This window comes from Nonomuraea fuscirosea, from assembly GCF_003001935.1.
Taxonomy (GTDB): Bacteria; Actinomycetota; Actinomycetes; order Streptosporangiales; family Streptosporangiaceae; genus Nonomuraea; species Nonomuraea fuscirosea.
This window is the reverse complement of sequence record NZ_PVNG01000023.1, coordinates 95,431-108,201: the sequence shown is the minus strand read 5'-3', so window position 1 is coordinate 108,201 and position 12,771 is coordinate 95,431. Positions and strand designations below refer to the sequence as shown.

The 12,771-nt window shown below is 70.5% G+C and carries 13 protein-coding genes; 8 read left to right on the top strand and 5 right to left on the bottom strand.

Features of this window, described 5'->3' with window-relative positions:
* Positions 1-99: 99 nt before the first annotated feature.
* Positions 100-867, top strand: a complete 768-nt coding sequence (gene map / locus B0I32_RS42415; RefSeq protein WP_106249353.1) for a type I methionyl aminopeptidase — start codon at positions 100-102, stop codon at positions 865-867.
* Between the two features lie 325 nt (positions 868-1,192).
* Positions 1,193-1,453 carry a hypothetical protein gene (locus B0I32_RS42410; RefSeq protein ID WP_146178511.1) on the top strand — a complete coding sequence of 87 codons (261 nt, stop codon included), beginning with the start codon at positions 1,193-1,195 and terminating at the stop codon, positions 1,451-1,453.
* Between the two features lie 82 nt (positions 1,454-1,535).
* On the opposite strand, the gene B0I32_RS42405 is transcribed toward B0I32_RS42410, so the two are convergent.
* A complete protein-coding gene (locus B0I32_RS42405) occupies positions 1,536-2,462 on the bottom strand; it encodes an adenosine deaminase (RefSeq protein ID WP_106249350.1) in 927 nt (308 codons plus the stop codon).
* 88 nt (positions 2,463-2,550) lie between these two features.
* On the opposite strand from B0I32_RS42405, the gene B0I32_RS42400 reads away from it, so the two are divergent.
* Positions 2,551-3,693, top strand: a complete 1,143-nt coding sequence (locus B0I32_RS42400; protein ID WP_106249349.1) for a PucR family transcriptional regulator — start codon at positions 2,551-2,553, stop codon at positions 3,691-3,693.
* Here B0I32_RS42400 and B0I32_RS42395 read toward each other — a convergent pair.
* The gene (locus B0I32_RS42395) at positions 3,658-4,845 is read right to left on the bottom strand and encodes an amidohydrolase family protein (protein WP_106249347.1); all 1,188 of its coding nucleotides are present in this window, start codon (positions 4,843-4,845) and stop codon (positions 3,658-3,660) included. The genes B0I32_RS42400 and B0I32_RS42395 overlap by 36 nt on opposite strands.
* Positions 4,846-5,062: 217 nt before the next feature.
* Between B0I32_RS42395 and B0I32_RS42390 the strand changes: the two genes are divergently transcribed.
* Genes B0I32_RS42390 through B0I32_RS42375 form a run of 4 tightly spaced genes read left to right on the top strand, consistent with a single transcriptional unit; the run spans position 5,063 to position 8,383 of the window.
* Positions 5,063-6,112, top strand: a complete 1,050-nt coding sequence (locus tag B0I32_RS42390; protein WP_106249346.1) for an ABC transporter substrate-binding protein — start codon at positions 5,063-5,065, stop codon at positions 6,110-6,112.
* Positions 6,109-6,861, top strand: coding sequence for an ABC transporter ATP-binding protein (locus tag B0I32_RS42385; protein WP_106249344.1), 753 nt, complete (start codon positions 6,109-6,111; stop codon positions 6,859-6,861). Before B0I32_RS42390 ends, B0I32_RS42385 begins: the two co-directional genes overlap by 4 nt.
* Entirely contained in the window at positions 6,858-7,607 is a 750-nt protein-coding gene (locus B0I32_RS42380; protein WP_106249343.1) for an ABC transporter permease, read from the top strand. The genes B0I32_RS42385 and B0I32_RS42380 overlap by 4 nt, the downstream gene beginning before the upstream one ends.
* Positions 7,604-8,383 carry an ABC transporter permease gene (locus B0I32_RS42375; protein WP_106249341.1) on the top strand — a complete coding sequence of 260 codons (780 nt, stop codon included), beginning with the start codon at positions 7,604-7,606 and terminating at the stop codon, positions 8,381-8,383. Before B0I32_RS42380 ends, B0I32_RS42375 begins: the two co-directional genes overlap by 4 nt.
* Before the next feature lie 244 nt (positions 8,384-8,627).
* Here the strand turns inward: B0I32_RS42375 and B0I32_RS42370 are convergent, their stop codons facing one another.
* Positions 8,628-9,440 carry a CAP domain-containing protein gene (locus B0I32_RS42370; protein ID WP_106249339.1) on the bottom strand — a complete coding sequence of 271 codons (813 nt, stop codon included), beginning with the start codon at positions 9,438-9,440 and terminating at the stop codon, positions 8,628-8,630.
* Between the two features lie 242 nt (positions 9,441-9,682).
* Between B0I32_RS42370 and B0I32_RS42365 the strand changes: the two genes are divergently transcribed.
* Positions 9,683-10,456 (top strand): class I SAM-dependent methyltransferase, encoded by a 774-nt coding sequence (locus B0I32_RS42365; RefSeq protein WP_106249337.1) that lies wholly within the window; start codon positions 9,683-9,685, stop codon positions 10,454-10,456.
* A 59-nt stretch (positions 10,457-10,515) separates the two neighbouring features.
* Here B0I32_RS42365 and dacB read toward each other — a convergent pair whose 3' ends face one another.
* Together dacB and B0I32_RS42355 are read right to left on the bottom strand one after the other, a co-directional pair.
* Complete coding sequence (gene dacB, locus B0I32_RS42360) at positions 10,516-12,060, bottom strand: D-alanyl-D-alanine carboxypeptidase/D-alanyl-D-alanine endopeptidase (protein WP_106249335.1); 1,545 nt, start codon at positions 12,058-12,060, stop codon at positions 10,516-10,518.
* Positions 12,061-12,158: 98 nt separating this feature from the next.
* A complete protein-coding gene (locus B0I32_RS42355) occupies positions 12,159-12,707 on the bottom strand; it encodes an FHA domain-containing protein (protein ID WP_106249333.1) in 549 nt (182 codons plus the stop codon).
* Positions 12,708-12,771 lie beyond the last annotated feature (64 nt).

The window sequence follows — 12,771 nt, the reverse complement described above, 5'->3', positions numbered from 1 at the left end:
CCGTACGAGGTCCCTTAGGAGGAAGGGCCTGGCTGATCCGTACGACGACTCCGCTGAGCGTGATAAAAATACCGGTATAGTTATCGCTCAGGAGGAGCCATGATCGAACTGAAGTCGGCCGGCGAGATCGCCGCGATGCGCGAGGCGGGCCGGGTGGTGGCCGCCGTGCACAGCGCGGTGCGCGACCGGGCGGACATCGGGGTCACGCTCAGGCAGCTGGACGAGGTGGCCAGGACCGTGCTGGAGGAGGCCAAGGCCGGGGCGTCGTTCCTCGGATATCACCCCTCGTTCGGCGCCACGCCGTACCCGGGCGTCATCTGCACCAGTGTGAACGGCACGATGCTGCACGGGCTGCCGACGTCGTACCGGCTGCGTGACGGAGACCTGCTCAGCGTGGACTGCGGAGCCATCGTGGACGGCTGGCACGCCGACGGCACCGTCAGCCTCACGGTCGGCCACGCCCGCGCCGAGGACCTCAAGCTGATCAGGGTCGCCGAGGAGACGCTCGCCGCGGGCATCGAGGCGGCCGTGCCCGGTGGCCGGATGGGCGACATCGGGCACGCCATGTCCACGGTCGGGCGCGGCGCCGGCTACGGCATGCAGAACGACTTCGGCGGCCACGGCATCGGCCGGTCCATGCACGAGTCGCCGTGGGTGCCCAACGAGGCCAGACCCGGCAGAGGGCTGCGGCTGCGCCCCGGGCTGGTGATCGCGATCGAGCCCAGCCTGATGGCCGGCGGCGGCGACGAGTACTACATGGCGGACGACGGCTGGTCGGTCTGCTCGGCCGACGGAAGCAGAAGCGTGCACGTCGAGCACACCGTGGCCATCACCGAGAACGGCCCCGTCGTCCTGACCCTGCCGTAGGCGGCGGTCGGGCGGGTGCCGTTCTGTGGTCATCGGGCGAGGATCGTCCGCTACGCGGAGTCACGACTAGTCTGCCCACGATACTCCCCTTCCAAAGTCGTGAGAGGGCGCCCGACCCGGTCATGGAAGCCCCATGGAAGGGGCGGCCGTCCTTCAGTCCCCCGCGGGCGTGCGCCAAGCCGGGTGTTCTTCTTCACCTGTTCGGTAATGTGGCGGGTTTTCCCTGGTCAAGCCGGAAATTATCGGTGTTTGTCGAACTTGGGGGCAGGGCAGATCTTCTCCCGATAGCTACGGAGAGTAGTCGAGAGGTATCAGGGAGAATCACATGTATAAATCAGGACTCGTCCTGGCCGGTCTCGTCGGCGGGATGGTCATGTTCGGCGGCTCCGCGGTAGCTGCCACGGCCGAGTGGCCCCGGGCCAACGAAGACGCGCAGCGCACCTTCTTCTTCTGCGGCGACGAGAACATCTTCGCCCAGGGTGAAGTCGACAACAGCACGAGCGGTGTCCTCGTCCTTCAGACCGGCGACATCCTGAGCCAGATCCTCGGCATCAAGAGCGAAGACACGAAGTGCGCGATCAGCTAACGTCATTCCTCTGCAGCTGAGCAGCGTTATCCAGGGGCCCACCCGCCGGGTGGGCCCCTTCGCGCGTCGTCAAGCCCAAGGCTCAGCCCTCGTACGCGAACGAGGCGGCGAAGGAGTTGCGGGCGATCCGGTCGAGCTGCTCGTCGCTCATCCCCAGCTCCCGCCGCAACGCCGCGTAGTTGTCCTCCACGTAGCCGCCGAAGTAGGCCGGGTCGTCGGAGTTGACGGTCACGACCAGGCCCTCGTCCAGCATCGCGGGCAGGATGTGGTCACGCAGGGACGGCACCGCCCGCAGCCGTACGTTCGACAGCGGGCACACGGTCAGCGGGATGCGCTCCTCCCGCAGCCGGGCCACGAGCTGCGGATCCTCCATCGCCCTGATGCCGTGGTCCACCCGCTCCACGCCCAGGACGTCCAGCGCCTCCCACACGTAGTCGGGACCGCCCTCCTCGCCCGCGTGCGCCACCCGGTGCAGCCCCTCCGCCGCCGCGAGGTCGAAGACCCGCCGGAAGAGCGACGGCGGATACCCCACCTCCGCCGAGTCCAGCCCCACCCCGATGAAGTGGTCCCGGAACGGCAGCGCCGCCCGCAGCACCTGCTCGGCCTCCTCCGCGCCCCGGTCGCGCAGGCAGCACAGGATGAGCGCGGCCGACGCCCCCGAGTCCTTGATCGCCGCCGACAGCCCGCCGAACACCGTCTCCAGCGTCACACCCCTGCTCAGATGCGCCTGCGGATCGAAGAAGATCTCCGCGTGCCGCACCCCCTGCCCGGCGGCCCGCCGCAGGTAGGCGGCGGCCAGGTCGTAGAAGTCCTGCTCGGTGCGCAGGACGGCGAGGTGCTCGTAGTACACGTCCAGGAACGAGCGCAGGTCGGTGAAGGAGTAGCGGGAGCGGATGGCCTCCACGTCGTAGGTCGGCAGGTCGATCCGGTTCCGCCGGGCCAGCTCGACGACGAGCTCGGGCTCAAGGGTGCCCTCGATGTGCAGGTGGAGTTCCGCTTTGGGACGCATGGCAACGAGTAAACCGGACCCACGTAGTGCGAGGTATCGTGCGAACCTCTGAACTCTCACCCCTTGAGCTGGCATAACATCAGATTTCATGAGGCTGGAGGATCTGCTCGCACGCGAGGACCTGCGGCTGACGCTGGTGACCGAGGCCGGCCCGCTCGACCGGGAGATCCGCAGGGCGTACCCGACGGACCTGCCCGACCCCCGCCGCTACCTGCGCTCCGGCGATCTCGTGCTCACCAGCGGCGTCTGGTACGCCGAGCCGTCCGACTGCGAGCGCTTCGCCGACGCGCTGTGGGCCAGCGACGCGGCGGGCCTGGTCGTCGGCCTGATCGTGCTCGGTGAGCTGCCGGGCGAGCTGGTCGAGGCGTGCGAACGCCGGCGGCTGCCGCTCCTCCTGGCCGCGCCCGACCAGGCGTTCGGCGCGATCACCGAGGTGGTGACCGCGGAAGGGTTCGCCGCCGAGCAGCGCCGGGCCGAACGGGTCAGGGCGCAGACGCTGCTCGACGTGCTCGGCCGGATCCCGCCGGGCGAGGTGTCGGCGCACCTGAGGCTGCTCGGGGCCGACCCCGGGCTGCCCACCGCCGCCATGGCGGTCACCCTGACCGGCGGCCCCGACCTCGACCTGCCCGAACTGCTGCACGAGGGCCTGGCCAGGAAGGGCCGGCACCTGGTCGTGGGCGGCACCCCGCACGAGGCGGTCGTGCTGGTCAACGGCCGCGCCTCGCGCAAGAGCCTGGCCGACGAGCTGCGCGGCCTGGTCGCCGGGCGGCAGGGGACGAGCATCGCCGCCGGGATCAGCGAGATGGCGGCCAGCGTGTCACAGCTCGGCGAGGCGCTGGAGACGGCCAGGCGTGGCATGGAGTCGGCCAGGACCGGGCCGGGCCCCGTGTCGATCATGTCCCTGGCCGACATCGACAGCTTCGACCTGCTGCTGGCCTCGCTGCCCGCCGCCACCCGCCGTTCCTTCCGCGACCACCTGCTCGGGCCGGTCGAGGACTACGACGCCCGGCACGGCTCCGAGCTGCTGCGCACGCTGGACATCTTCCTGGAGACGTGCGGATCCTGGCAGCGCACCGCCGACGAGCTGTACGTGCACGTCAACACCCTGCGCTACCGGATGCAGCGGATCGAGGAGCTGACCGGGCGGCGGATGACGTCGATGCGCGACCGTACGGACCTGTATCTGGCGCTGCGCTCAGGGCAGCCGGCCCGCGACGAGCCGGCCACGTGAGACCACGGCCACGATGTTCTCCGTGGCCAGGTCCTCGATCCGCTCCCAGGGGCGGCCGCGCAGCACAATCAGATCGGCGCCCAGGCCGGGCGCCAGGCGGCCCACCGGCATGCCGATCGCGTCGGCGGCGTCGGAGGTGGCCGCGCGCAGCGCCGACTCGGCGTCCAGGCCGAGGACGCGCGTCATGTGGACGACCTCGGCGAGCTGGTCGCCGAACCGCACGTGGTGGCCGTTGGCGTCGGTGCCGAGCACGAACCGCACGCCCAGCGCCGCGGCCTGGGCCAGCAGCACGTCGCGGGTGGCGACCAGCTCGGCGGCCTTGTCCATCGCCTCGCGGGTGACCGGCACCCGGCCCTCGGCGATGGCCTCGTTGATGAGCAGCGTGGGAGCCACGGGAGTGCGCCGGGCGGCCAGCGTCTCGGCCAGGTCGCGGCTCATGAGCGTGCCGTGCTCGATGGAGTCGACGCCCTCCTCGGCGGCCACCCGGATGCCGTCCTCGGAGTGGGCGTGGGAGGCGACCCGCATGCCGAGGGCGTGGGCCTCGTCCACGACGGCCCTGATCTCGTCGCGGGTGTAGTTGCGCCAGACGTTCCTGTCGCCGATCGACAGGACGCCGCCGCTGGTGGTGAGCTTGATGCCGTCCATGCCGGCCCTGGCCCAGGTGCGGACGAGCTTGCGGCACTCGTCGGGCCCGTCGGCGGTCGGCTTGCGCAGCGGCAGCGGTACGGCGGGCGGCACGAACAGGTCGTTGTGCCCGGCGGTCATCCCCACCACGCCGTGCACCTGGATGCGCGGCCCCGCGAGGATCCCGGCGTCGAAGGCCCGGCGCAGCGCGATCTGGGCCTCGTCGCCGGCCAGGTCGCGCAGCGTCGTCACGCCGTGCCGCATGGCCCGCTGGGCGTGGGCGGCGCCGTGCAGCACCTGCTCGTCGCGGGTGGTGGTGAGCGGCCAGGTCGCGAAGTCGGGCGGCTCGCCGGCGCCGGCGTACCCGACCAGGTGGACGTGCGTGTCGACCAGGCCGGGCAGCACGCACAGGTCGCCGTGGCGCTGCGCCGCCGGGTTGAGGTCCGTGATCCGGTCGGGCTCCCAGGCCAGATCGACCGGGCCCCGGTATTCGGTACCGTCCCAAAGGGGGATTCCGTCGAGTCTCATCTCAAGGCCCGACGCTACCCGAGCCCCTGGGCCGCTGGAGGGATCTACGGTCCTGACGCCGCCCTCTCGTAGGGACCTACAGGGCTCGCCAGCGCTTTTCCCGGCTTCTCCGTCTCCCGCCCTCGGATCGCCCCGTTGTCCGAAATGACCGTCACACGATGGTAATAATCGAGAGATAGCTTCCTGACCTGCACGTCTAGGCCGTTCAAGGAGAATTATGGCTATCCTCGACCGTCGCGCGTTCCTGCGGACAACCGGTCTGGCCGGTCTGGCGCTCGGTCTGGCCGCCTGCGGCGACGACGGCGGCACGACGGGCTCCGCGAGCGGCGGCGGCTTCGGGGCGGTCAAACTGCAGCTCTCCTGGAAGAAGAACGTCGAGTTCGCCGGCGAGTACTTCGCCGACACCAACGGTCACTTCAAGAACGCCGGGTTCACCCAGGTCGAGCTGCTGTCCGGCGGCGGCTCCGGCACCTCGGTCGAGTCGGGCCTGGCCACCGGCCGCTGCTGGGCGGGCCTGTCGGCCCCCACCATCACCGCCCCCGCCGTGCTCCAGGGCGCCCAGCTGAAGATCGTCGGCGCGACGTTCCAGAAGAACCCGTTCGCCATCGTCTCCCTGAACAAGAACCCGATCAAGGAGGCCAAGGACCTGGCCGGCAAGAAGATCGGCGTGCAGGACTCCAACGAGCTGGTCTGGAACGCGCTGCTCAAGGCCAACGGCCTCGACGCCTCCAGCGTGACCAGGGTGCCGTTCCAGTCCGACCCGTCGATGCTCACCTCAGGGCAGCTCGACGGGTACGTGGGCTTCGTCACCAGCGGCCCGGTCAACCTGCGCATGCAGGGGCACGACCCGGCGTACCTGCTGCTCGCCGACGCCGGGCTGCCGCTGGTCGCCGAGACGTTCACGGTCACGCAGGAGACCATCGACAACGAGCGCGACAAGCTCAAGGCGTTCCTCACCGCCGAGATCAAGGGCTGGAAGGACGCCGTCGCCGACCCGGCCAAGTCCGCCGAGCTGGCCGCCACCGTCTACGGCAAGGACCAGAACCTCGACGTCAAGGAGCAGACGGAGGAGGCGAAGATGCAGAACGAGCTCGTCGTCACCCCCGACGCCAAGGCCAACGGCCTGTTCACGATGACGCCCGAGCTGATCGGGCAGAACATCGAGTCGCTGGCCAAGGCGGGCCTGAACATCAAGGCCGAGCAGCTGTTCGACCTGTCGATCCTGAACGAGATCTACCAGGCCGACCCGAGCCTGAAGCCGGCATGAGCGGCATCAGCGTCGCGGGGCTGAGCAAGACGTTCGGCAAGGGCGTGACCGCCGTCGAGGGTGTGGACCTGCGCACGCCGAAGGGCTCGTTCCTGTCGCTGCTCGGCCCGTCCGGCTGCGGCAAGTCCACCGTGCTGCGCATCCTGGCCGGCCTGGAGGAGCCCACCGCGGGCGAGGTCTCGGTGAACGGCGAGACGCCCCAGGAGCTGCGCAGAAGCCACCACCTCGGCATCGCCTTCCAGGACTCGGCGCTGCTCGCCTGGCGCAGCGTCGCGGCCAACATCCGGCTGCCGCTGGAGGTGGCCGGGATCAGGCCGGAGCCCGGGGTGATCGAGGACCTGATCAAGCTGGTCGGCCTCGACGGCTTCGAGAAGGCCCGGCCGGCCGAGCTGTCCGGCGGCATGCGCCAGCGGGTCTCGATCGCCCGCGCCCTCGTGGTCAGGCCCAGCGTGCTGCTGCTGGACGAGCCGTTCGGCGCCCTGGACGACATGACCCGCCAGCGGCTCAACCTGGAGCTGCTGCGCATCTGGACCGAGAAGCCGGCCACCACCCTCATGGTCACCCACGGCATCGGCGAGGCGATCTTCCTGTCGGACGTGGTGGCCGTCATGAGCGCGCGGCCGGGGCGGGTGATCGAGATGGTGGAGATCGACCTGCCGCGCCCGCGTACGCCGGAGATGATGCGTACGCCCGAGTTCCACGCCATCCACGACCACCTCAGCGACCTGCTGTTCGGGCACGGCGCATGAGACGGGTCCAGGGACTGATCGGGGTCGCCGCCCTCGTCGCGCTCTGGTGGCTGCTGGCGGCGACGGTGTTCGCCGAGGGCGGCGCGGTGCCCACCCCCGCCGCGGTGCTCGCGTCCATGGGCCGCGACGGCTGGTCCTTCTACGGCCCGAACGCCTCCGCCACCCTGACCGCGGCCGTCCAGGGCTTCCTGTGGGGCAACGGCCTGGCCGTCGGGGTGGCGCTGCTGGTGCTGCTCGTGCCCAGGCTGGAGGCCGTCGCCACGCAGCTCGCGGTGATCAGCTACTGCGTTCCGCTGCTGGCCATCGGGCCGATCGTGCTGGTGGTCTTCGGCGGCGAGGCGACCGTGGTGTTCCTCGCGGCCATCTCCGTCTTCTTCACCACCCTCATCGGCGCCCTGCTCGGCCTGCGCTCCGCCGACCGGGCGAGCCTCGACCTCGTCACCGTGTACGGCGGCGGACGCCTGGCGCGGCTGCGTTACGTACAGATCATCTCCGCCCTGCCCGGCACGTTCGCCGGGCTGAAGATCTCCGCGCCGTCCGCCCTGCTCGGCGCCATCATCGGCGAGTACCTGGGCAGCAACGACCAGGGGCTCGGCGTGTCGCTGATGATCTCCCAGCAGCAGTTCCAGGTGCCGCGCACCTGGGGGCTGGCGCTCGTCGCCGGCCTGATCGCGGGGCTCGGCTACGCGCTCGTGGCGCTCGCCGCCCGCGTGGTCACCCCCTGGTCGAGAGGGGAGTCGCGGTGATCGGCCGGATCGTGCTGCGGATCGTGGGGCCGCTCGCGCCCTCTGTCGTCATCGTCGTGGCGGCCTGGTGGCTGGCTCTGGAGGCGTTCGGGATCAGCCCGCTGGTGGGCAAGCGCCCCCCGCAGGTCTGGGAGTACCTGACGTCGTCCGCGGCCCACCGCGAGGCCGTGTTCGGCGCGCTGGGCATCACGGTCAGGGACGCCGCCGTCGGCTTCGCCTCGGGGATGATCGCCGCGACCGTCGTCGCCGTCACGTTCGTGCTGTTCAGGACCGTCGAGCAGACGTTCATGCCGGTCGCGATGCTGCTGCGCTCGGTGCCGCTCGTCGTCATGACGCCGCTGATCACGCTGATCTTCGGCCGCGATCTCGTCGGCGTCGCCGTCATCGGCGGCATCGTGGTCTTCTTCCCCGCACTGGTGAACATCGCCTTCGGGCTGAGATCGGCCTCACCGCAGGCCACCGACCTGATCATGGCGTACGGCGGCACCCGGCTGACCGTGCTGCGCAAGGTGGCGGTGCCGACCGCGATGCCCTCGGTGTTCGCCTCGGCCCGGATCTCCGTGCCCGCCTCGATCATCGGCGCGCTCATCGCCGAGTGGCTGGCCACCGGGCAGGGCATCGGGGCCGAGATCCTGCGCGCGATCGGCGGGTTCCGTTACGACGAGGTGTGGGCGGACATCGTGGTGGTCACGGGGGTGTCCATCCTGGCGTACGCGGTCGTCGGCGTCGTCGAGGCGCTCGTCCTGGCCCGCTTCTCGGACCGGCCGCCCGAGTAGCCGGCGCACGGACGGCGCGGGCGGCGTGCGGCGGCCCGCGCAGGGACGGGCCCGCGCATGGACGGGCGTGCGGGTGGCCGGGTGTGCGGGTGGCTGGGTGTGCGGACCCGGCCGCGGTCCTGTGTGCGGGGGGGGAGGCGCGGCCGGGTCCGCCCGGAAGGGGAGCGTGTGGGCGTGCGGTGGGGAACCGGCTCGGGTGTGGCCGGTGTGAGCCCGACGCTCCCTTGGTCCAGGGGGAGATGCCCTAACGGGCGGCGAAGTCCTGCGTCCAGGTGGGGCCCTGGCCGGCGTGTCCGACGCCGATGTGGGTGAAGGAGCAGTTCATGATGTTGGCCCGGTGTCCCGGGCTGTCGAGCCAGGCCCTGACCACGGCGGCGGCGCTCGGCTGGCCCTTGGCGATGTTCTCGCCGGCCAGGCGGAAGGCGAAGCCCTCGGCCTTGATCCGCCGGTCGAACGTGCGGCCGTCGCGCGACTCGTGCGAGAAGTAGTTGTTGCGCGCCATGTCCGCCGAGTGCCGCTCGGCGGCGCGGTGCAGCTTGGCGTCATGGGTGAGGGGACGGCAGCCGTTCCTGGCCCTGGCCTGGTTGGTGAGCGTGACGACGGCCGTCTCGGCGGCGGAGGCGAAGCCGCTGGAGCGGGAGTTGGAGGCCGCGCGCCCGCACGCCAGCGCCAGCGCGCGGGAGGTGTTTGTCCGGCCCTGGGAGTCGAGCGCGACCACGTAGTAGCGGCGCGGCGTGCTGCCGCACCGGACGTTGGCGGTGATCCGGCCGTTGCCGATGACCTTGGAGCCGCTCTTGACGACCCGGTCGGGACCCGCCGCCGAAACCTTGATGCGCACCCGCAACCGGGCCTGGTCGGCGCAGCCCGTCCGGGCGACGGTGCCGCGCACCCTGCCCTTGGAGACGAACGGCTTGAGCGCGAGCACCCGGCACGCCTGCTGCGTGTCCTGCCGGGCGATCTGCTGGGTGTTCCGGTCGCTGGAGGCCGCGGCCGGCGAGGGGATGCTCAATGCCGCCAGACTTCCGAGGCAGGCGATCGCCTGGAGTTGTCTGCGCATTTCAGTCCTCCGGTCGGGGGCTCGACACTGCGTCGAACCGCATTCTGGTCCCCTCAAGTCGGCTTTGTACGGAAATTCCGCGCCATACCTGGAGTTCCAGGTAGCTGAATCGTAATACGCCCCTGGTGGAAGTCGGTAAACCAGAGCGGCCCTCCGCGCGTCGGGGCCGTGAACTCACGTGGGCCGGCCGCGCAGGATCGGCTCGGGCCGTGAGCGCTCGATGATCGGGCTGTTGGTCCAGAATGGCCCGCATGCCTACGACGCCCGAAGATCAGATCGAGACCGCGAACCCCGGCGCGCTCAACGACTACGACACCATCGCCGAGGGGTACTCGACCGAGAACGCGAACAGCCTCGTCAACGCGTACTACGAGCGCCCGGCGATGCTGGAGCTGGCCGGTGACGTGGCCGGCCGGCGGATCCTCGACGCGGGCTGCGGCTCGGGTCCGCTGTTCGCCGAGCTGCGCGATCGGGGCGCCGTCGTGACCGGGATCGACGCGAGCGCCGGGATGCTGGAGCTGGCCAGGAAGCGGCTGGGCCCGGACGCGGACCTGCGGGTCGCCGACCTGGCCGCCCCGCTGCCCTTCCCCGACGACACGTTCGACGACGTCACCGCGTCCCTGGTGCTGCACTATCTGAAGGACTGGGGACCGGCGCTGGCCGAGCTGCGACGCGTGCTGAAGCCGGGCGGCCGGCTGCTCGTCTCGGTCGACCATCCCTTCGTGTTCACTCTCTTCGCCGCCATGGCGGGGGAGAAGCGGCCGAAGTACTTCGAGGTCCGCAACCGGGTCGAAGAGTGGACCATGGGCGGGCAGAACGCGCGGATGAGCTTCTGGGACCGGCCGCTGCACGCGATGACCGAGGCCTTCACCGCGGCCGGCTTCCGCATCAGCGTCATCAGCGAGCCGCCGTTCGTGCCGGAGGCCCGTGAGCTGTTCCCCGAGGAGTTCCGCGAGATCGACCCCTCCCGCACGCGGTTCCTCAGCTTCCTGTTCTTCGTGCTCGAAGCCGGCTGATCATGGGACTGGGCGCTTCAGCCCGGCTGAAGCGCCCAGTCGCTCATCGCTGTCTCACCTCAGCACTGGACCGGCTTGAGCCACGAGCACTCCAGGTCGCCCGCCGGGCCCGCGTCCGTGGCGCGCAGCTGCGCGGTCTCGCCCGCGGCCGCCGTCCTGGAGAACTGGGCGAGCCGGACGGCGATCTTGTCCTCGATGTCCTTCGGGGAGCCGGACAGGTACTGGTTGAGCATGATCGAGAAGATCAGCGGCTCGCCGTCGGCGCTGGTGACGTAGCCGGACAGCGAGGTGACACCGGTCAGCGAGCCGGTCTTGGCGTGCACGTTGTCCGCCGCCGGCGTGCCGCCCATCCGGCTGCGCAGGGTGCCGCCGGTGAACCGGTCGGCGTTGCCGGCGATGGGCAGGGCCTCGTACCAGGTGGAGAACCACGGCTTGGCGCGTACGGCCGACAGGAGCTCCACGATCGAGCCCGGCGAGAAGCCGTCGCGGCGCGACAGCCCCGAGCCGTCCCGCATGTTGATCACCTGCACGCCGTTCGCCTTGGCGAAGTCGGTGCTGACCTTGAGCCCGGCCGACCAGGTGCCCTGGCCGGACACCTTGCGGCCCATGGCCTTGGTGAGGATCTCGGCGTGGATGTTGTTGCTCAGCTTCAGGAACGGCACGAGCAGCTCGCCCAGCGTCATCGACTGATGCTCGGCCAGCTTTTTCGCGTTCGACGGAGCCGCGGCGGTCTCGGTCGAGCCGAGCACCTTGACGCCGTGCTTGCCCAGCGCCTTGCGGAACAGCGAGGCCGCGTACGCGGTGGGGTCGTCCACGGCCACCCACTCCTGGTACGGATCGGCGACCGTGCCGGTGATGACCACCGTGCGCGTGCCGTGCTGGCGCTCGATGAGCACGTCGGTCTCGGCGCCGGCCGTGGCCTTGTTCACGATCTTCAGGTAGTCGGTCGCGGGCGTGGTGGTCACCTTGACCTTGCCGTTCTCGGCCGCCACCCCCACGATCACCGAGCCGGCGTCGTAGTCGCGGTCGGGCGAGGCGGTCAGCGCCGAGATCGGCGCCGCGTAGTACGCGGTCTCGTCGTCCCAGGCCCAGTCGTTGCCGAGCCGCCGGTCGTCGAACCAGGTGTCGTCGGCCACCAGCTTGCCGGTGACGACCTTGATGCCGGCCTTGGCGACGTCGGCGGCCAGCGCGTCATAGTCCTCGGCCAGCATGGTCGGATCGCCGGTGCCCCGCAGCACCAGGTCGCCGGCCAGCACCGAGCCCGCCTTGCGGCCGGTGTTCAGCACGGTGGTGGGGAAGCGGTAGTCGAGGCCGAGGGTCTCGACCGCCGCCGCCGAGGTGAACAGCTTGGTGTTGGAGGCCGGGATCAGCTGCTTGCCGGCGTCGGTGGCGTACAGCTCCTCGCCGGTCTGAGCGCTCTTGACCACGACGCCGGCTCTGGCGATGGTGAGCCGCGAGTCGCTGAGGATCTGGTTGATGTCCTGGGTCAGGTCCGCCGCGCCCACGGAGGGGTCGAGCGCCACGGCGGGGGAGGAAGGTCCTGACGCCCACGCGAGGGCCGCGACGAGCGCGCCCGCGACGAGGGATGCTGAGGTGCGCCGCATGGGGTCTCCAAGTGACTGGGGGATCGCCTGGAAGCATGGATCACCACAGTCACCCTGTAATCCGCAAATATCCGTATTTGTGGCGCCAACTGGCAAGATCAGGACGGCTGGTGCGAGGTCACCATGAACCCGCAGTCGCCGAACGAGATCTCATCACCCGACTTCACCCGCGCCGGCCCCATCAGCCGCCACCCGTTGAGCCGGGTGCCGTTGAGCGAGCCGAGATCGACCAGCAGCCACGCCCCGTCGCCCTCCCGCCGCAGCTCGGCGTGGACGCGGGAGACCGTCAGGTCCGACAGGACGAGATCGCAGGCCGACCCCCGGCCCACCACGTAACGCAGCCGGTCGTCGTCGGGCAGGGCCAGGCGCGGCAGGCGCGGACGCCGCCACGCGGACTGCACCCGGGTGGTGAACTCCGACACCGAGGAGACGGCGTCGGTCAGCCGCTGCCGGAACGTGGGCCGCCGCGGCAGGTCGGCCACCAGTTCGTCGAGCTCGCGCTGGTTCTGCGCGCGCAACGCCTGGTCGACCCGGCCCACGAAGGTGTCGTGGGAGATGCGGCCCTCCACGGCGCGGTCTCTGAGCTCGTCGATCGCACGGTCACGCTCTCCATCTGAGGCGCGAAAAGGCGGATGCGTGGAGCTCATGTAGCGAGTATCGGCCTGAACCTCGCTTCGTGTCCAGAATACGCGGATCACTTGCGATGGACAT